General features: G+C 68.5%; 18 protein-coding genes and 1 other RNA gene. 15 read left to right on the forward strand and 4 right to left on the reverse strand.

Going from position 1 to position 19762, the window contains the following annotated elements; all coding sequences use genetic code 11:
* Positions 1-161: 161 nt before the first annotated feature.
* The 3 genes from BM286_RS01530 to BM286_RS01540 all read left to right on the forward strand — a co-directional run bounded on the left by BM286_RS01530 (position 162) and on the right by BM286_RS01540 (position 2242).
* The gene (locus BM286_RS01530) at positions 162-758 is read left to right on the forward strand and encodes an archaellin/type IV pilin N-terminal domain-containing protein (protein ID WP_092919746.1); all 597 of its coding nucleotides are present in this window, start codon (positions 162-164) and stop codon (positions 756-758) included.
* Positions 759-760: 2 nt separating this feature from the next.
* Positions 761-1396 carry an archaellin/type IV pilin N-terminal domain-containing protein gene (locus tag BM286_RS01535; RefSeq protein ID WP_092919748.1) on the forward strand — a complete coding sequence of 212 codons (636 nt, stop codon included), beginning with the start codon at positions 761-763 and terminating at the stop codon, positions 1394-1396.
* A gap of 81 nt (positions 1397-1477) precedes the next feature.
* A complete protein-coding gene (locus tag BM286_RS01540) occupies positions 1478-2242 on the forward strand; it encodes a DUF7500 family protein (RefSeq protein WP_092919750.1) in 765 nt (254 codons plus the stop codon).
* Between the two features lie 54 nt (positions 2243-2296).
* On the opposite strand, the gene BM286_RS01545 is transcribed toward BM286_RS01540, so the two are convergent.
* Positions 2297-2749 carry a zinc ribbon domain-containing protein gene (locus BM286_RS01545; protein ID WP_092919752.1) on the reverse strand — a complete coding sequence of 151 codons (453 nt, stop codon included), beginning with the start codon at positions 2747-2749 and terminating at the stop codon, positions 2297-2299.
* A 206-nt stretch (positions 2750-2955) separates the two neighbouring features.
* Between BM286_RS01545 and BM286_RS01550 the strand changes: the two genes are divergently transcribed.
* From BM286_RS01550 to flaJ, 10 genes are all read left to right on the forward strand, one after another.
* Positions 2956-5313 (forward strand): BGTF surface domain-containing protein, encoded by a 2358-nt coding sequence (locus BM286_RS01550; RefSeq protein ID WP_092919754.1) that lies wholly within the window; start codon positions 2956-2958, stop codon positions 5311-5313.
* Positions 5314-5421: 108 nt separating this feature from the next.
* Positions 5422-5778, forward strand: a complete 357-nt coding sequence (gene cheY / locus BM286_RS01555) for a chemotaxis protein CheY (RefSeq protein ID WP_092919756.1) — start codon at positions 5422-5424, stop codon at positions 5776-5778.
* The gene (locus BM286_RS01560) at positions 5778-6968 is read left to right on the forward strand and encodes a chemotaxis protein CheC (RefSeq protein WP_092919758.1); all 1191 of its coding nucleotides are present in this window, start codon (positions 5778-5780) and stop codon (positions 6966-6968) included. The genes cheY and BM286_RS01560 overlap by 1 nt, the downstream gene beginning before the upstream one ends.
* Complete coding sequence (locus BM286_RS01565; protein ID WP_092919760.1) at positions 6965-7552, forward strand: chemotaxis protein CheD; 588 nt, start codon at positions 6965-6967, stop codon at positions 7550-7552. Before BM286_RS01560 ends, BM286_RS01565 begins: the two co-directional genes overlap by 4 nt.
* A 151-nt stretch (positions 7553-7703) precedes the next feature.
* Complete coding sequence (locus BM286_RS01570) at positions 7704-9719, forward strand: FlaD/FlaE family flagellar protein (protein WP_092919762.1); 2016 nt, start codon at positions 7704-7706, stop codon at positions 9717-9719.
* Positions 9709-10182 (forward strand): flagellin, encoded by a 474-nt coding sequence (locus tag BM286_RS01575; protein WP_092919764.1) that lies wholly within the window; start codon positions 9709-9711, stop codon positions 10180-10182. Before BM286_RS01570 ends, BM286_RS01575 begins: the two co-directional genes overlap by 11 nt.
* Positions 10183-10680, forward strand: coding sequence for a flagellar protein G (locus BM286_RS01580; protein WP_092919793.1), 498 nt, complete (start codon positions 10183-10185; stop codon positions 10678-10680). It begins immediately after the preceding gene.
* Position 10681: 1 nt separating this feature from the next.
* Positions 10682-11431: an ATPase domain-containing protein gene (locus BM286_RS01585; protein ID WP_092919795.1), complete on the forward strand. Its 750-nt coding sequence runs from the start codon at positions 10682-10684 to the stop codon at positions 11429-11431.
* A gap of 72 nt (positions 11432-11503) precedes the next feature.
* The gene (locus BM286_RS01590; protein ID WP_092919797.1) at positions 11504-13177 is read left to right on the forward strand and encodes a type II/IV secretion system ATPase subunit; all 1674 of its coding nucleotides are present in this window, start codon (positions 11504-11506) and stop codon (positions 13175-13177) included.
* Positions 13178-13199: 22 nt separating this feature from the next.
* Positions 13200-14936, forward strand: coding sequence for an archaellar assembly protein FlaJ (gene flaJ, locus BM286_RS01595; protein ID WP_092919799.1), 1737 nt, complete (start codon positions 13200-13202; stop codon positions 14934-14936).
* A gap of 28 nt (positions 14937-14964) precedes the next feature.
* Here flaJ and BM286_RS01600 read toward each other — a convergent pair whose 3' ends face one another.
* Entirely contained in the window at positions 14965-15903 is a 939-nt protein-coding gene (locus tag BM286_RS01600) for an NAD-dependent epimerase/dehydratase family protein (protein WP_092919801.1), read from the reverse strand.
* 134 nt (positions 15904-16037) lie between these two features.
* Between BM286_RS01600 and htpX the strand changes: the two genes are divergently transcribed.
* The gene (gene htpX, locus BM286_RS01605; protein ID WP_092919803.1) at positions 16038-16910 is read left to right on the forward strand and encodes a zinc metalloprotease HtpX; all 873 of its coding nucleotides are present in this window, start codon (positions 16038-16040) and stop codon (positions 16908-16910) included.
* Between the two features lie 551 nt (positions 16911-17461).
* Here htpX and rnpB read toward each other — a convergent pair.
* Positions 17462-17774: RNase P RNA component (gene rnpB / locus BM286_RS01615), an RNA gene on the reverse strand.
* Positions 17775-17903: 129 nt separating this feature from the next.
* On the opposite strand from rnpB, the gene BM286_RS01620 reads away from it, so the two are divergent.
* On the forward strand, positions 17904-18506 hold the full coding sequence (locus tag BM286_RS01620; RefSeq protein WP_092919807.1) for a TIGR00296 family protein: 603 nt from the start codon (positions 17904-17906) through the stop codon (positions 18504-18506).
* A gap of 44 nt (positions 18507-18550) precedes the next feature.
* Here the strand turns inward: BM286_RS01620 and BM286_RS01625 are convergent, their stop codons facing one another.
* Entirely contained in the window at positions 18551-19711 is a 1161-nt protein-coding gene (locus BM286_RS01625; RefSeq protein ID WP_092919809.1) for a nicotinate phosphoribosyltransferase, read from the reverse strand.
* Positions 19712-19762: the final 51 nt, after the last annotated feature.

Below are 19762 nucleotides of genomic sequence, written 5' to 3' on the forward strand. Positions count from 1 at the left end.
TCGTTAATATATTCTGTAACTAAGTCTATACAAATAACACCAAAATCGCAAGAAGACAGATGTTTATCAGCCTAGATAACCGGAGACGTAATCTTAAGTAGGAATTCCCCATCGCTACCGATAACGCCCGCCGGGCAGGCCGGGGGCCGACGCAACACACAATGTTCGAAACCATACTGGACGAGGAAGAGCGCGGGCAAGTGGGGATCGGGACCCTCATCGTGTTCATCGCGATGGTGCTGGTGGCGGCGATTGCCGCCGGCGTCCTGATCAACACGGCCGGCTTCCTCCAGACGCAGGCGGAAGCAACGGGCGAAGAGAGTACGAGTCAGGTCTCCGACCGGCTTCAGGTCGTGAGCACCTCCGGGAACGTGACTGAGAACGGAAGTACGGGGAACTACGTCGTTGACAACGTCACCTTTGTCGTCGCGAAAGCGCCTGGTGCTGGGCTGGTTGACTTAGGGGAAACTACCGTCCAAGTTATCGGTCAAGATGGTCAGAATAGTACTCAGCTCGGGGATCTCAATGCTGACATTGAGAATGTTCTCGGTGTTAATAACGATGTTCTAACTGACAACAGTGATCGCGCTGCGGTTCACATTAACTTCTCCGCCCCTGGTGACTTCGCTAACTACAACCTTCTTGAACCTGGACACAGGATGAGTGTCACATTCACGACACCATCTGGTGCGTCCACAACGAAAGAAATTCGCGTCCCGACGACGCTCACGCAGGATCAGGACTCGGTGAGGCTGTAACAATGTTCGAATTCATCACTAACGACGAGGACCGCGGGCAAGTGGGGATCGGGACCCTCATCGTGTTCATCGCGATGGTGCTGGTGGCGGCGATCGCCGCCGGCGTCCTGATCAACACGGCCGGCTTCCTCCAGTCGCAGGCGGAAGCGACGGGTCAGGAGAGTACCGATCTCGTTTCCGAGCGGATCGACGTGACGAGCGAAGTCGGGATCGTCGAATCTGAGAGTAACCCCACAAATCTCAGTGCGATCCGCGTTACCGTGGCCGGCGCTGCCGGTGCCGACCAGATTGACCTAAATAAGACGACAATTCAGGCCGTCGGACCGAACGGTCAGGAAACGCTTACGTTTAATCGTACCAAGGTTACCAATGGTGCCGCCAGCATCCAGCCTGAATCCTTCGCGGTTCAAGACGCGTCCGGTTCGTACGTCACATCTTCGGAGGCGGTACTCAATTCGACTAACTCGTTCACCATTATTCTCAACCCAGAGAGCCGCCCGTTCGGCGGAGCTAACGCGACGTTCGGGCAGGGCGACTCCTCGTCGCTCGACATCGTCTCGCCGGCCGGTGCGACGACGACCGTCGAACTGAACGCTCCCGACCTGTTCAGTAAGAAAGGCGCGGCGGTCCGGCTCTAACGAGTCAAACAGCGCAGTAACCAGTTCGCGGCGGCTCGGCCGCCCGCAACACCTATTTTTCGGCGTGCGCTACCACGACTCATGAGTGACGACGACGCGGTCCCGGCCGACCCGGACGAGCTCGACTTCACCGACGACGAGGACGTCGTCGAGATCGGGGAGGGCCGCTACGTCGTCGGGACGAACGGCCGCCCCAACGTCGGCCGGTCGCGGGGCCAGCGCCGCGCGCCGCCCGAGGACGACTCCGGCTTCACCGCGGCCGACCCGACGAATCCGTCGGAGCGGCGCCCCGCCGGCGACGACCCGCGGTCGAGCGCGGCCGGGCCCGGCGTCGGCGAGCGCGGACAGCAGGGCGGACAGCCCGGCGGCGGTCAACCCGACGCACAGCCCGGCGGGGGACAGCAGTCCGGGGCCCAACCGGCCGGCGGCGGACAGCCGCCGCCGAACGCGCAGGGGCAGCGTCGAAACCAGGCCGCAGCGGGCGGTAACGCGGTCGACCGACAGGCGGTGAGCCGGTGGCTGGCGACCTCCTTCGACGGCGACGGGTTCGACTACGGTATCGACGCGACGCTCCACGCGAACGGCGACACCACCCGCCAGCGGATGGTGTCGAACGACGTGACCGCGACGTTCGACACGCTCGTCACGTGGTTCGCGTCGAACGCCGGCCCGAACTCGCCGACGCCGGAGGCGATCGGGCTGCTGCTCGCGGCCTCCGAGACCACCGTCGACATCCCCCCGGTGATGATAAAGCGGTTCGCGGCGAGTCAGGGGCTCTCCGCGAGCGACAGCATCGGCGACCTAGTGCGCGCCGCCGAGGACGCGGGCGGGTTCCGGATCGAGTGATCGTCGTCGAAGTGCTATCGCCGTCGAAAGACGATAAGACGCCTTCTACTCACCTTACAGCAGCACGAACAGCGCGATCCCGATCAGCGCGAACACCGCGTACAGCCCCGCCATCACCTCGCGTTTCAGCGGGCTGCCGAGCGGCTCCGCGGTGAGCCGTCGAATCGGCGGCAGAACCGCTATTCCGCCGAGGATCAACGGCCACGATTCCGGCGCCGGGACCCGCGTGAGCGCGACGACGACCGTTCCGTATCCGAGGGCGTACGACCCCCGCCGCCAGAGCTGTTCGCGGTCGGTCAGGTCCGCCTTCGACGGGAACGCGTCGCCGCTCCCCGAGTCGCCGCCGTCGGATCCGCCACCGCCGCCACTCCCCGCGACTTGCTCCGCCTGCCGCTGGACGTACTCGTCGAGCTCCTCGGCCGCGTCCTCCGTCTGCGGGGCGCCGCACTGGGCGCAGTACCGCGCCTCGTCGTCGACCGGAGCGTCACAGCGGGGACACGATGGCATCTTGGCGTGGATCGGGCGCCGCCCGGGCTTAATTCTTCGGACCGAGGACTCCGCCCACGTCGGGCGATTTCCTCGTTCTCCCGCCGTTTCTCGTCGTCTCGTTACTCGCCTTGATAATCGGGTGGGTACGCTTTAGTCGGTGACCCGCGGAGGCGTAGCTAACCGACTCGGGCCGCTCGCCGGCCCGCTCGCTTGACCACGCCCCCATGACGATGGACCACGACGACGCGACCGACGCGCGCCCGACGGACCCGACGGCCGCCCACGGCGACCGGTCGGTCGACTCCGGGAAGAGCCGACGAGTCCGATCGCTCGGAACCGATCTGTCGGGGTTCCAGGCGAGCAGTATCGCCCTCGTCGTCCTCGTCGCGCTCGGCGGCGTCGTCGCGACCCCGGTCGCGGCCGGCCTCACGGCCGGTTCGTCGGCGTCGTCCGTCGCCGCCGGACCGACGGCGCCCGTCGCGGTCGAGGCCGCCGGTCCGGTCGGTCCGGCGGACCGTCCGGAGATCGACGGTGGGTTCTCTCGACCGACGTACACCGGCGTCGCGGGCGACCCGATCGAGGTCAGCTTCACCGCCGAAAACCCGGACGGCCCGACGTACCTGCTGATCGGCGGGAACCGGCTCACCGACACGGGGGAGCCGGTCGGCTTCGTCGACGTGGTCAAGGTCTCTGGCACGAGCGACATCACGATCAACACGCGGACGCTCGGCACCGACGCGAGCAACGTCGAGAGCTGCGGGCTGGAGGCCACGTCGTGTGACCTGACGTTCGTCGACGAGAACGGCGACACGGTCGCCGAGAACCTCAGCGCGCTTCCGACCGCGACCGGGGCGGGCGGGCTCGCTCGCCCCCTCGTCCCGCAGCGCTATCGGCTCGCGATCACCAACGGGACGTTCGTCGTGGAGGACTCCGGCGTGGTGACGCCCACCGCCAGCGCGGACCAGGCGGACCTCGTGTTACAGAAGCCGAAGTTCCGCGAGGAGGTCGAGGTGTTCACCACCGCCGACCGGGACGCGCTCGGCGAGGACGTCGACGCCGAGTCGCTCGACGCGCTCCGGGAGAACGGGCTCGACCGGTCCGTCGTGACAAAGGGGAACAGGATCGTCCTCGGCTTCGAGTCGACGGGCATCTGGGGCGCGCTGTCGCACTTCGCCGCGGAGCGCGGCGCGGGCCCGATCGAAGCCGGCGAGGCGGTCGACCACCGGGTGCTGACCGACCTCTTGAAGAGGGAATCGGGCGTGTCGCTCCGGGTCCGACAGACGAACCCGGGGATGAACGAACCGCCCGCGAGGCTCGACCTCTCGCGCGCCGATCCGGAGGACGTTACGCTCATCCCGGCGGCCGCGACCGAGCTGGAGACCCCCGACGCGCCCGGCCGCTTCTACCTCGTCATCGACACGAGCGGCGGGGACCACTTCACCGAGGAGCCCGAACCGGGCGACGAGTTCGCCGTCGAGTTCGCGCTGGAGGGGACGGAGGGCGACCGGTACGCGTTCGCGGACGGCGCGGAGCCGCCGGCGGCGTTCGGGTCGGCGTCCGGACCGAGTGACGCCGCCCAGTTCCCCTACTGGGAGACGGGCGACAGCACGGTGCGCGCCGAGGCGACGTTCACCGTCCGCGAGCGGTTCCTCCGATACGACCACGTCACCGACGACGGGGAGATCCTCGTCGAGGCGGCGAACGGACGCATCACGGGGACGACCTCGCTGCTGCCGCGGCGGGAGATGACCGCGACGTTCGTGAACGACGCCGGCGACGCTCCGTTCCGCACGGAGTCCCCGCTGGAGATCGCGGACGGGAACTTCACGATCGGCGTCGACCTCGAGGAGATTTCACCCGGAACGCGCCTGAACTACGAGCTGTACGAGGGGTCCACGCTCCGCGACAGCCGGACGGTCGTCGTCGTCGGCGACGCCGACAACCCGGACGAGCTGGTGATCGACGACGCCCCCGAGAACGTCACGGTCACCGAGGGCGGGAACCTCTCCGCGCTCCGGGCCACCGCCCGCAACGCGGGCGGACTCACGGGGGAAGGGCAGCTCACCCTCACCGTCGACAACGGCAGCGCGGTGGGGTCGTGGGGAGTCCGGCTCGAACCGGGCAAGTCCCGAACGTACGCGTTCGGCTCCGTGACGGTCGACCTCGACCCGGGAACCTACCCGTTCACGCTTCGACTCGACGGCGACTCTCACGGCGGGACGCTCGTGGTCGAACAAGACCCAGCGACGACGACGATCGACGACGAGGGCGACGGGAGTATCGAAAACGGCACCGACACCGGCGACGGCGGCGCGGACGACGGCACCGACGTCGACGGGAGCAGCGACGACGGCGACTCGGAACCGAACTCGACCGCCCCGAACGGGTCGGACTCCGGCGCCGACTCGAACGACACCGAAACCGACGGCGACGAGGGTCCCGGCGCGACGAGCGATGGCGACGCGCCCGCCGATCAGGAGACGGACTCCGTCGGTATGCTCCCGCTGCCGTTCGGGACCCGCGAGGCGTTCGGCGGGACCGTCCTCGTCGGCGCGATCCACGTCCTCGGCCACTGGGTGTGACCGCCGCTTCGAGTGTAGGGCCGTTCCCCGTCGTTCGGAGCTCCGTTCTCATCGCTGAGAACCGCGGGGGAGCGATTAAGTGATCGCTGAACCCCGCTTCAGACAACAATGGCTACGCGGGTACTCATCGCCGACGACTCGGAGTTCATGCGGAACCTCCTCCGGGAGATCCTCGAAGGCGAGTTCGAGATCGTCGGGGAGGCGGAGAACGGCGTGGAGGCGGTGAACATGTACGAGGAGCACGGGCCGGACCTCGTGATGATGGACATCGTGATGCCGATCCGCGACGGGATCGAGGCGACGACGGAGATCTTAGAGGAGCATCCCGACGCGACGGTGATCATGTGTACCAGCGTCGGGCAGGAGGAGAAGATGAAGGCGGCGATCAAGGCGGGCGCGGAGGGGTACATCACGAAGCCGTTCCAGAAGCCGAACGTGCTCGACGCCATCGGCTCGGCGGTATAATGCGGGTCGACGTCCGCGCGCTCGGCGCCTGTAACCGCCTCGCTGAGCGGGGGGCGAAACAGGCCGCCGGGGCGCTCTCGGACCTGACCGGGACCGACCTCGCGGTGGAGGTGACGGGCGCGAGCGTCGCCAGCGGCGAGGACCTCGCGGAAGCGTTCGCGGGCCGGGAGTCGATCGGCGTGAGCGTCGGGCTCCGCGGGGGGTTGGACGGCGAGGCGGTGCTCGCCTTCGACGCCGTGAACGTCGACGCCCTGCTCTCGCTGCTCCCCGGGGGGCAGTCGATGGAGCGGAGCGCGGTGACGGAGGTCGGCAACATCGCGCTCGGCGGCTTCCTCGACGGCTGGGCGAACTTCCTCGGGAAGGCGATCGACATGTCGCCGCCGCGGTACTTCGAGGCCGACGGCGCGGCGGTGCTGCCGGACGGCGCGCTCGCCGGCGACGGCGTGTTCCTCTTCGAGAGCCGGCTGGACGCGACGACGACCGACCTCGACTTCTCCATCTACATGCTGCCCGACTCGGGGCCGTTCCGCGATCTCATCGTCGGGAAGACGGCTCCCGCGGCGGCGGCCGGCGGCGAGGCGAACGGCGGCACGACGAGCACCGCGGTGCCGTACGAGTCGCTGTCGACGTTCTCGTCGCTGGCGAAGCGGGGGTCGTCGAACGCCGCCGACAACATCGCGATGATGACCGGGCTCGAGACGAGCGTCGACGTGAGTCGGCTCCGGTTCGTCCCGCTCGCGGACGTGCCCGCGGAGGTCGGGACCGAACCGCACGCGGGCACGGTGTTCGAGCTTCAGGGAGAGCCGAGCGGCTACCTCGCGATCCTCTTCGAGGAGTCTTCTGCGGCCGCGATCGCGGACGCGATGCTCCCCATGGACCCGGACGAACCGCTGGGCGACATGGCCGAGAACGCGCTCTGCGAGCTCGGCAACGTGATGACGAGCGGGTTCATCGACGGGTGGGCGAACGTGCTGGGCACGTCGATCACTCACTCGCCGCCGGAGTTCGTCCACGACATCGGCGCGTCGACGATCAGCCCGCTCGTCGCGAAGCTGAGCGAGCGGCAGGACTACGGGTTCGTGATCGACACGGCGATCGAGACGGAGGGGATCCAGGCGCGGTGCGACGTGTACGCGCTCCCCGACGAGCGCGAACTGGCTCGGGCGCTCGATCGGCTCTCCGACCCGTGACCCGCTCGCTCTCCGACGATCGGCCGGACGAGCCGGCGGACCGAACGGAGAGCGACGGGGACGCCGTCGCTGACGCGGACCCCGCGGCGGTCACCGGCGGCGCGGTCCCCGACGACCCCGGCCGGATCAAGGTCGGCGTGGGCGAACTGGCGGTCACGAGCGACGACGCCGTCCTGACCACCAGCGGGCTGGGCTCCTGCGTCGCGGTCGCGCTCGTCGACGAGCGAGCGGGCGTCCGCGGGCTCCTCCACGCCATGCTGCCTGCGGGCGAAGAGAAACCGACCGCCGCCGCGCGCCCCGCGAAGTACGTCGACACCGGGGTCGACTCGCTGATCGCGGCGCTCGACGACGCCGGCGCCGACCCCCGCCGCCTGGAGGCGCGGGTCGCCGGCGGCGCCGAGATGCTCGATCTCACGGACGCGGTCGGCCCGCGGAACGTCGAGCGGGTGGGCGAGGTGCTCGACGCGGCGGGCGTCCCTGTCGTCGCCAGCGACGTCGGCGACGCCGTCGGACGGACGGTCCGATTCGGTCCGGACGGCCGGCTCGTCGTCCGGGCGGCGGACGGCTTCGAACGAGCGATCTGACCGTCGATCGGGACTGGTTTCGCCTCTGGTCGCTTCCGGATTTATCCGTTCTCACCCCACTCAATCGACGATACTCGTGTCTCAGCGTGCTTTCTCACGGCTGATATTTTGAGGGGTGAATTGAAGTGGGTTCTGCGGGTGGTACACGGTAATGGGCCTCGAACTACCGGTGTGGGGAGCCTCAACCGCCGTCTGGGCAGTCGCCACGCTGGGGCTCGTCGGTGCGAGCGTCCTCGACAGGTTCCTCGACGACGACGGATCCGACGACGACGGTTCCGGAGGTATGGACGGCGACGACGATCCCTTCGGCGGCGACATGGGCGGCGGCGACATGGGCGGCGGCGACATGGGCGGCGGCGACATGGGCGGCGGAGGGATGGGCGGCGGCATGGGCGGTGGCGGCGGTGGCGGCGGCGACGGCTTCGACGACTTCGACGGCATGGACGAGTGGGACGACGAGTTCGACGACGGCGGGGGCGGTGGTGGCGGGGGTGCCGCCACCGACGAGCTCGAGAACCGGCTCGACGAGCTCGAGAACGAGGTCGCGTCGCTGTCCTCGACCGTCTCGACGGTTCGCTCGGAGAACGAGGAGATCTCGAACGCTGTCGACGACATCGAGGAGGACGTCCGCAACCTGCTCGACATCTACGAGATGGTCACCCGCGGGATCAACCCGTTCGTCGACGACGGCGGCGGCTTCGACAACGTCGCCGGCGGCGGCGAGGGCTCGTTCGGCATCTTCGACGACGAAGACGGCGGCGAGGAGGAGGACCTCGACGAGGACGTCGCGAACGCGGACGCGGACGGGTTCTTCGACGACGACCTCCTCGACGAGGAAGCGGACGACGACGAGTTCGACGACCTCGACGACGGCGACGATACCGGTGAAGACGGGTTCGACGACCTCGACGGCGACGACGAATTCGACGACCTCGACGAGGAGTTCGAGGAACCGGACGACGACAGCACGGACGACGCCGCGTCCGAGACCGAAACGGCGGCCGACGGAGACGACATGAACGACGATGGAAAGAGTTTCAGCGAACTGAAAGAAGAGTACGACTCCGGGGAGGCCGACTGGGCCGAGGAGGGCGACGACGGGGACGACGACCCGTTCGAGGACGGGAACGACTCGTTCGACGACCCCGGCGACGAAACCGACTCGTTCGAGGACGGGGACGACTCGTTCGACGACCCCGGCGACGGGTTCGACGGCGACGGCCTCGGTGGCGGTGCCGAGGGCGACGGCTTCGACGAGTTCGATGAACCGGCGGATCCCGAGCCTGCGGGCGGCGCGTCCGACCCCGAGCCGGCGGCTGGCCGTGCCGACCCCGACCCCGAACCGGACCGCCGGCCCGGCGGCGACCCCGCCGAGGCCTCCGGCGGCTTCGAGTACGTCGGCGAGGACGACCTCTCGGGGAGCGGCGGTCGCGGCAAGCCGTACCTCACCGAACTCCCCGGCGACTACGTCGGCGACCTCCTCGTGATGGAGTGGCTGGAGTTCCTCGTCTCCGAGAGCGACGTCACCGACGCGGTGCGCGCCATCAACTACTACGAGCGGATCGAGTGGATCGGCCCCGACGCCGCGGCGCGGCTCCGGGACTTCCTCTCCGGGTTCGGCACGATCGACCGCAACCTCGTCGACCGGCCGGGGACCGACCGGCTCGCCCGCGAACACCACACCCGCAGCCTCCGGTACGTGACCCAGCTCAACGGCACCAGCAGCCACACGGTCCTCTTGGACCGCTGGGACGACCTCGCCGGCGGGTCGCTCGTCGGCGGCGGGCCCGTCGGCGGTCGCCGCGGCGACCGGCGCGGCGGGCGAACCGACTCCGGCCGCAACGGACGCGGCGGCCGGAACGGTCGAAACGGCCGCGCTCCGCGGGACGACCGCTCGGCGGCCGAGCGAAACGGCCGCGACGCGTCCGGCCGCCGAGACGCGCCCGACGAGGGCGAGCGACGCGAGAACGGTGCGGGCCGCGAGGCGGACGCGGACAGTCGCGACGGGCACCGCGACGACCGACGCGACGGGCACCGCGACGACCGGCGTGACGGGCACCGCGACGACCGGCGTGACCGGAACGGTTCGACCCGACCGATGAACGATCCGAATCCCCGTTCCGACCGCGCCGATCCGGCCGACGGAGGGTGGGGAGATGGGCGTTAGCGTCTCCGCGTCCACGGCCATCATCGTCGCGGGGCTGTTCTTCGCGTTCACGACGTTCTACCCCGTGGCGGCCAACGGGTTCGACCGCGTCTCCGACGCCCAACACGGCGTCAACGAGCGCGCGCTCGAGCGGCAGAACACCGACTTCGCGGTGACGAACGCGACCTTCGACGCCGGCACCGACACCCTCACCGTCAACGCCACCAACGAGGGGTCGATCGGACTCGTCGCCGGCGACGCGACGCTGGTCGTCGGCAACGAGTACGTGGACGTGGGCGGGCCGAACGCCTCCACGACCGTCGACGGCAACGCCGACACCGACCTCTGGCTCGGCGGCGAGAGGCTCACGGTGCGAGTCGCACAGGGGAACACGACGACGGCGATCGGGAACGGCACGCGCGTCGTCCTCGTCGTCGAGTCCGGCGTCCGCGACGCCGCGACCGTGACGGAGGTGGGCGCGTAGATGGCCAGCGTCCCCGTCTCTCACCTCATCCTGTTCATCGCGAGCCTGGTGATCGCCGCGGGCGTCGTCGGCACGATCACGACCGGCGTCGACCGGGTGAGCGCGGCGGTCGAGGACGCCGGCCTCGACGCGACCGAACAGCTCCGGACCGACGTGACGATCATCTCGGACCCCAGCGCGGGGGTGTACAACGCGAGCGGCGACCAGAACGTCACGCTGTTGATAAAGAACACCGGCACGTATCGGTTGGCGCCCGACGGCTCCGACCTCGACGTCGTCTTCGACGGCGCGTACGTCCGACCGGACGCGCTCTCCGGGACGCTGGTCTCCGCCGACGGCGCGAACGCGTGGAGCCGCGGCGACGTGCTCCGACTCACGATCGACGTGAGCGCGATCGAGGGTCGGGACGGCGGACTCGTCGACGGCGACCACCGCGTGTTCCTCTCCGTGAACGGCGACGAGGAGCTGTTCCAGTTCCGCGTGGAGGGAGGTAACTGAGATGCCACACGACAATCTCCTCTCTTTAGGCCTCGGCGAGCGCGACCGGCTCAACAAGGAACTGGGCGGCGGCATCCCGCGCGGGAGCATCGTCCTCATGGAGGGCGACTACGGGGCCGGGAAAAGCGCCATCTCCCAGCGGTTCGCCTACGGACTCGTCCAGGAGGGCGCGTCGGTGACGATGATGTCGACGGAGCTCACCGTCCGCGGGTTCATCGACCAGATGCACTCGCTGGAGTACGACATGGTAAAGCCGCTCTTACAGGAGGAGCTCCTCTTTCTCCACGCCGACTTCGACTCCGGCGGGGCGTTCTCCGACGGCGACGGCGAGCGCAAGGAGCTGCTCAAGCGGCTGATGGAAGCCGAGGCGATGTGGAACTCCGACGTCGTCTTCCTCGACACGTTCGACGCCATCTTCCGGAACGACCCCACGTTCGAGGCCTTGGTGCGGAAGAACGAGGAGCGACAGGCCGCCCTGGAGATCATCTCCTTCTTCCGCGAGATCATCTCGCAGGGGAAGGTGGTGGTGCTCACCGTCGACCCCTCGGCGGTCGACGACGACGCGATCGGCCCGTTTCGGTCCATCGCGGACGTGTTCCTCCAGCTGGAGATGATCGAGGTCGGCAACGACATCCGCCGGCAGATCAACGTCAAGCGGTTCGCGGGCATGGGCGAACAGGTCGGCGACACGATCGGGTTCTCGGTTCGCTCGGGAACCGGCATCGTCATCGAGAGCCGCAGCGTCGCCTAACACCATGACCCGTAGACGCACAGCCGGTCCGCCTGCCCGGGCCGAGACGACCGCGACGACTCAGCGTGGGACATGACCGAACACGGCACCGCCAAACCGTCCGAGGAGCTCCGGAAGGCCGCCATGCGGCGACCTCACCTCCGGGAGCACCTCCGGGAGTTCAAACAGATCACGGGGGAGTTCCCGCAGTTCATCGAGGAGCCGAAAGACGAGTACGAGTCCGACCGCCCGAACGTCATCTACCCGGTCGGCGGCCCAATCTACAGCCACATCTACGGCGACCTCGGCCAGGACACGAAGTACTACGCCATCGAGCCGGAGGTCTCCGGCCCGCAGGCGGAGATCCTCAACGAGGTGAAGAACCGACTGCTCACGGCCAGCGGCCAGCACACCGCCCCCGACAACGAGGCTGAGTACGACGACCTCATTGAGGAGCTGTTAGAGGAGGTGACCCACGTCGACGACACCGCCTCGGGCTGGCGCCGCGGGCTCTCGAAGATCCGCAACTTCGGGAAGCTGTCGATCACCGAGGAGACCTACGAGAACATCCGCTACCGGCTCAACCGCGACATCGTCGGGCTCGGCCCGCTCGAACCGGTGATGCGCGACCCGGCCAACGAGGACATCCACGTCATCGGCCCCAAGGAGTGTCACGTCGACCACGGCACCTACGGGATGTTGGAGACGACCGTCGACTTCGGCACGCCCCAGGAGTTCGACAGCTGGCTTCGCAACATGGGCGAGCGGATCGGCGACCCGCTCTCCGACTCCGACCCCATCGTCGACTCCACGCTGCCGGACGGGTCGCGTATCAACATCATCTACTCCGACGACGTGTCGCTGAAGGGCTCCTCGCTCACGATCCGACAGGGGGACGAGGTGCCGCTGTCGATCAACCAGATCACCAACTGGGGGACGCTCTCGCCGCAGTTGGCGGCGTACCTCTGGCTCTGTCTGGAGAACGAACAGACCGTGTTCGTCGTCGGGGAGACGGCGTCCGGGAAGACGACGACGCTGAACGCCATCCTCTCGTACATCCCGGACGACTCGAAGATCTACACCGCGGAGGATACCGCCGAGGTCATCCCGCCGCACAGCACCTGGCAGCAGCTGTTGACTCGCGAGGGGGGCGGCGAGGGGTCCTCCGACGTCGACATGTTCGACCTGGTCGCCGCCGCGCTGCGGTCGCGCCCCGACTACATCATCGTGGGCGAGGTCCGCGGCGCCGAGGGGCGGATGGCGTTCCAGGCCGCTCAGACCGGCCACCCGGTCATGCTGACGTTCCACGCGTCCGACATCGTCTCGATGATCCAGCGGTTCACCTCCGAGCCGATCAACGTCCCGGAGACGTTCATGGACAACGCCGACGTGGCGCTGTTCCAGAACCGGGTGAAACAGGGCGATCAGGTCTTGCGCCGCGTGACGAGCGTTCAGGAGATCGAGGGGTACTCGAAGGAGATGGAGGGGGTCGTCACCCGCGAGGTGTTCAGCTGGGACCCCGTCGAAGACGAGATCGTCTTCCAGGGAATGAACAACTCCTACGTGCTCGAAGAGCAGATCGCGACGCTGTTGGGCTACGCCGACACCCGCGACATCTACGACGACCTCGAGTTCCGCGCGGAGCTCATCGAGCGGATGATCCAAGAGGGCATCTTGGGCTATCACGAGGTGAACGACGCGATCAACGCCTTCCAGCGCGACGGCGTCGAGGGGCTCCCCTTCGACATGCACCGGAACACGAGGTAGCGACGATGGAGGTACGATACTGATGGCCGTAAAGGAGATGGGCGACGGGTTCGCGACGGCGCTCAAACTCACCTCCGAGGTGATGGAGTCGTACGACCAGCTCGACATCTCCAAGCGGAAGTACGTCGGGCTGGTGTTGCTGCCGGCCGTCCTCGTCTTCCTCGCGAGCGTCGTCGGGCTGATCGCGCTCCCTCTCCCGATCGCCGCTCGCGTCCCGATCCCGATGTTCGGCGGGCTCGTGCTGTTCGCGGCGGTCATCTACCCGAAGATCTACCTCTCCGGGCTGGAGACGAAGATCGACAACCAGCTACATCTCGTGATGACGCACATGACGGTGTTGTCGACGACGAACATCGACCGGATGGAGGTGTTCCGGACCCTGGCGAAAGAGGAGGAGTACGGCGTCGCCGCCGAGGAGATCGGCCGCGTCGTCCACCTCGTCGACACGTGGAACCAGAGCCTCGACGACGCGTGTCGCCGCCGTGCACAGGAGGTTCCCTCCGACGCGATGGCCGACTTCTTCGACCGACTCGGCTACACGATGGGCGCGGGGCAGTCGTTAGAGGAGTTCCTCGTCTCCGAGCAGGACGTCATGCTGGCGCAGTACGAGACCCGATACGAGTCCGCGCTCTCGAACCTGGAGGTGATGAAGGACCTGTACATGTCGATGATCCTCTCGATGACGTTCGCGCTGGTGTTCGCCGTCGTCCTCCCGATCCTCACCGGCAACAACCCGACTGCGACGGTGGCGGCCGTCATCGTGCTGTTCGTGTTCGTTCAGCTCGGCTTCTACGCGATGATCCGCGCGACCTCGCCGTACGACCCGATCTGGTACCACCCGGACGAGCGGTCCCCCGGCGACCTGAAGCTGTGGGGGTCGCTGATCGCCGGCGGCGGGCTCTCGCTCCTGCTCATCGGGATCACGGCCGCCGGGATGTTCGGATACGGTCCCGGCCTCCCCGGCCTCCTCTTCTTCCTCGACGACGTCCGGCTACCGCTGTACCTCGCGGTCCCCATCTCGCCGCTCATCATTACCGGGGTGATACTCCGGAGCGAGGAGCAGGCGATCACGGCCCGCGACGGCGAGTTCCCCTCCTTCGTCCGCGCGCTGGGCGCGACCGAGAGCGCGAAGCAGTCGACGACCACCGACGTGCTGACGACGCTGCGCGACAAGAACTTCGGCGAGCTCTCCGAGTCGATAGAGCGGCTCTACCGCCGACTCAACATGCGGATCAGCACTGAGGGCGCGTGGCGAGCGTTCTCGCGTGACACGCGCTCGTACCTCATCCAGAAGTTCTCCGAGATGTACCTCGTCGGCCGGCGGATGGGCGGGGACCCGAAGATGCTCGGCGAGCTGATCTCGAAGAACATGAACGCCGTCAACCAGCTGCGCGAGCAGCGGCGGCAGGCGGCGATGACGTTCATCGGCCTCCTGTACGGGATCACCGCGGCCGCGACGTTCGCCTTCTTCATCGGGCTCGAGATCGTCGCCATCCTAGCGGACCTGACCGCCGATTTCGGGCTCGACCAGATGGACATCGGCCAGATCGTCTATCCCGGCGCCTACGACATCCCGCTCATCGAGTACCTCCTCCTGACGGTCGTGTTATTCAACGCGGCGCTCTCCTCGCAGATGATCCGCCGGATCGACGGCGGCAACCCCGTGAACGGCTACATCCACTTCGTCCTCCTGACGTGGCTCGGCGCGGGCACCGCCATCGCCACGCGGACGCTCGTCAACGCGATCCTGTCGATCTGACGGGGCGTCTCTCCTCTCCGGCCCCGCGTCACTCCTCGAACAGCGCCGGCTCGGCGACCGACTCGTCGGCCGCGTCGCGCCACGAGCGCGACGGCATCCACCCGAACAGCCGCTCCGCCTTCTCGATCGCGTAGGCGCCGCGGTCGTCGCCCCCGGCGAGTCGGCCCTCGTCGATCGCGCAGTCGTCCGGGATCTCGTCGTAGGACTCCCGCAGGAGGTCGAGCAGCGGCCGACCGAGCGCGTTGTCGGCCGCGACGCAGTTGACCGCCTCGTGGGCCCCCGGCTCGACGGACGGGTCGTCGCCGAGGAGGTCCGAGAGCGCGACCGCGACGAGGTCCGCGACGTCGCGCACGTCGACGTACGACCAGAAGTTACCGGCGCCGGCGTCGAGATCGGAGACGTACTCGTCCGCGCGACAGGCGTACGCGCCGGGGTACTGGATCCACGACGGGCGGATCGAGACGGCCGGCACGTCGCGGCGGCGCGCCACGGCGCCCGCGGCCGCCTCCGCGGTCACCTTCGAGAGCCCGTACGGGTCCTCGGGTCGGAGCGGATGGGCCTCGGTGATCGGTAACTCGTCCGGGAACGGGGTCGGATCGGCGAAGAAGAAGCCGTAGGCGCCGTCGCTGGAGGCCTGGACGACCGGGGCGTCGGCCCGGCCGGCGGCGTCGAGGACGTGTTTCGCGGCGAGCGCGTTCGTCTCGAACACCCGTCCCTCGGGATGGGTGCCGGCGACGGGAATCGCCGCCCAGTGGACGACGGCATCGGGGTCGACGGCGGCGACGACGTCGAGCGCCTGGTCGCGCTCGGCGAGGTCGGCCGCGCGGAACGAGACGTTCGGCGCGGGGTCGACGTCGAGTCCGGGGTGGTCGTAGTCGACGACGACGACCTCGTGGTCGCCCGCGAGGCGGTCGACGACCCAGCGCCCGGAGGCGCCGCGGCCGCCGGTGACGAGGACTGTCTCCATGCGTCGGGGTCGCCGTCCCCGGGCAAAAACGCACCGTTGCGGCGGCGAGCGCACCGGCCGCGGTCCGGGGGATTCGGGCGCGCACCGTCCGGGGCTCCGGCAGGCTTTAACGCGCCGAGCGGTAACTCTCGGGTATGGACTGGAAGACAGACTGGGGACTCCGCGGACGCATGGGGTTCACGATGTTCCTCCTCTTCGCCCTCTACGTCGTGTTCATCGGCGTCCTAATCCAAGTGTTCAACGTCGGGATCATCTTCACGCTCGCGATGTTCGGCGCGTTCTCGCTGGCGCAGTACTTCTTCAGCGACAAGCTGGCGCTGCGGAGCATGGGCGCCCGCGAGGTGAGCGCGGACGAGTACCCGGACCTCCACCGCCGGATCGAGCGCCTGAGCCAGCAGGCCGACCTCCCGAAGCCGACGGTCGCGGTCGCGGACACGCAGGTGCCGAACGCGTTCGCGACCGGCCGGAACAAGAAGAACGCGACGGTCGCGGTGACGACCGGGCTGCTCCGGGCGCTCGACGAGGACGAGCTCGACGGCGTGCTCGCCCACGAGCTCGCGCACGTCAAGAACCGCGACGTGATGGTGATGACCATCGCCTCGTTCCTCTCGACGATCGCCTTCTTCATCGTCCGGTGGGGCTGGCTGTTCAGCGGCGACAACCGGCAGGGCGCGCCCGTCATCGTGGCGATCGTCGCGTCGCTTCTGGTGTGGGTGATCTCGTTCCTGCTCATCCGGGCGCTCTCGCGGTACCGCGAGTACTCCGCCGACCGCGGCGCGGCGCTGATCACGGGCAAGCCCGGCGCGCTCGCCTCGGCGCTGATGACGATCGACGGCCGGATGGACAAGGTGCCCGAGGAGGACCTCCGCGAGGAGGCGGAGATGAACGCGTTCTTCATCATCCCGATCAAGGCCGGCTTCGTCGGCAAGATCGCCTCGACGCACCCGTCGACGGAGAACCGGATCGAGAAGCTCCGCGAGCTGGAAAAGGAGATGGAGACGGCCTAAGACGGATTTGTCTCGGAGTTTCTAGTCGGTCATTTATAAGCCGTTGAGCGCGGACAGGTGACGAACATCGCCGAAGTCCCAGCCGCTTGTTTATAAATCGTTGCGGGCAGATCCGTGACGACCACCGCCGAAGCCCCAGCCGCTCGCTTATAAATGGTTGTGAGTAGATCCGTGACGACCACCGCCGAAGCCCCAGCCACTCGGCTGTACGGTGGTGCGGTTTATAAACGACTGATCGACGCGAACACCGCCGAAGCCCCAGTCGCGAGGGCGGCGCACGCTCGCTGCGCGCCTCAGTCGTTCGCTTCGCTCACTCCTTGCGGTGCTTACGTCGCCTGCGCCGCCCTCGCGACTGCCCCTTCGAGTCCCGCCCCGCTCCGCACAGCACCTCACACCTCCCCAGCCTCGCGGCTCCCTCCGCTTCGCTCCGGTCGCCGCGTCCCTCGCGCGTGCTGTCTCGCGGCCGCCGGTGGCGGCCGCTCGCAGGCACGCGCCACCGCAGTCATTTATAAACAATCACGTGGCAGTCGCGCCGCTGGTCGGTGTGAGCGGACTGAGGGGAGTAAGCCCCCTTCGGTTCGTCCCGACATTCGGCTGAGCGTCCGCGCCGCGGCCGGACTACCTTGTGGCGCGGACTTGCACCGGCGAGGATTCGCCGTTCCATCCGTTCCCGCCCGTCGGCCCTCCTCGGGTTAACTCCCTTCCCTTGCGGGTCGGTTCGCACGAATCACGGGTCGGGGCGGGGGGTGTCGTTGCTGTTCCAGAGCCAGCCGTCTCCGACTCCGGGCGTGTGCCCGGTCGCCTGTCCGGCCGGTGGGGGGACTTTCCTCATGCCGGAGGCACGGGAGTCGGGCTCCCTCTGTCCGGTTCCGGCTTCTTTCCGCCGGCGAATAAGCCGTTCGGTCGGCGGCCTTTCTGGCGAGACGCCGCGAACGAGGCGAGAACGGTGCCACAAGGGAAGCGTTCAAGTCGTCAGCAACGTAATGGACTCTCATGTCCGAGGCTCAGACCGTTCAGCTGTCGTACGACGACGGTGCACGAGCGGTCGAACTCGCGCGGGAGGCGGTCGAGTCGTTCGTTCGACACGGACAACGCGAACAACCCGGCAGTATGCGCGAGGCGTTCTACGCCCGCACCGGAGCGTTCGTCCGACTCGAATCCACTCGGGGCCGCGGTCGCCTCCGCGGCTGCGCCGGTGCGTGGGAGACCTCCGACCAGCTCGGGCACGCCATCGTCGAGGCCGCCATCAAGGCGGCGTCCGACGACTCCTGCGGCTCCGAGGTGGAGCCGAAAGAGCTCGATAACCTCACCGTCTCGGTGTTCGTCGTCTCCAACTCCGTGCTCACGAACGACCCGCTCGCGGACCTCGAAATCGGCACCCACGGCGTCGCCGTCGACAGCGGCAACGCGCACGGCTGGCTCTACCCGACGGTCCCCGTCGAGAACGGCTGGTCCGGCGCCGAGTTCCTCTCGCGCGCCTGCCGCAAGGCGAAGCTCTCGCCCACCGCTTGGCAGGACGAGGAGACGATGGTGACGCTCATCGAGGGGCAGGTGTTCCGAGAGCGCGCCGACGGCGGCGCCGTCGAAGAACTGTAAGACCGCCGACTCGCCGGACGGGTTGCTTTCCTTCTCCGCCCTCCTCACCTGTTCGCGCCGTATCCCACCGCCTCCGCGTCCGCGAGCGCCCGCGTCGTCGCGGCCGACAGGTCGAAGGCGTTCTCGTCGACGACCTCGCCGTCGCGGATCACCGGCTCCATGAGCGACTCGGCGCCCTCGGGTCCCGAGCGGTCCGCGAGCCCGACGGCGTGGGCCCCGTCGGCGGTGCGGTAGGCGTCTTTCGCGCCCGAGAGCTTCCCGCGCTTGGCCGCCGGTTCGCCGTCGACGGCGACGATGTCGAGCGCGAAGTCGACCGGGTCCGCGTTGGAGACGTACCCGCCCACCCCGAACCCGTCGACCGCGTCGCGCAGGTCGCGGAGGTCGTCGGGGCCGAGCCCGCCGGAGACGTACACGTCGACGTCCTCGTGGCCCCGCGCGTCGAGTTCCCACTGTACCTCGCGGACGATGTGCCGGAAGTTCCCCCTCCGCGAGCCGGTCGTGTCGAGGCGGACGCCGTCGAGGTCGTCGCCGAGCGTCTCGACCGCCCGGAGCACCTCGTCGACCTCGTCTGAGTAGGTGTCGCACAGCGCGATCCGCGGCGCGTCCGCGGGGACGCCCTCGTCGTAGGCGCGCCAGGCGGCCTCCTGTGCGCCGCGCCCGAAGCAGATGGCGAGCGCGTGGGGCATCGTCCCGGACGCCTCCCGGCCGATCAGGTCGCCGGCGGCGACGTGCGAGAAGCCGTCGAACCCGCCGACCAGCGCGGAGCGCTCGACCGCCGCGGTCATCGCGGGGTGGACGTGGCGAGCGCCGAACGAGAGCACCGACGACTCCGGCGCGGCGACCCGGCAGTCGAGCGCCGCCGTCGCCATCCCGGACGCGTGCGAGACGAAGCCCAGGAGCGACGTCTCCAGCCGCGCGAACGCGAGGTACGGCCCCTCGATCCGCATCACCGGCCCGCCGTCGAACAGCCGACCCTCCGGGATCGCGTGAACGTCGACCTCGCGGCCGGCGAGCAGTTCGACGGCGTTGCCGAGACCGGCGAACAGCTCGAACTCCCCGTCCGGGAACTGGTCCGCGGTCACTTCTGCGACCACGCGTGGGTTCCGGCCCGCCGCCTCCAGCGCCGCCTCGGTCCGCTCGAAGTACGCGTCGGTCGCGCGCCCCTCCCGGACCGCGGCCGCGTCGACGATGTCGAACTCGCTCATACCCGGCGGTTCGACCGCCGGGACGAAAAGCCACCCGTGTCGCGGCGGGCC

It is taken from the genome of Halorubrum sodomense (genome assembly GCF_900111935.1).
Classification (GTDB): domain Archaea; phylum Halobacteriota; class Halobacteria; order Halobacteriales; family Haloferacaceae; genus Halorubrum; species Halorubrum sodomense.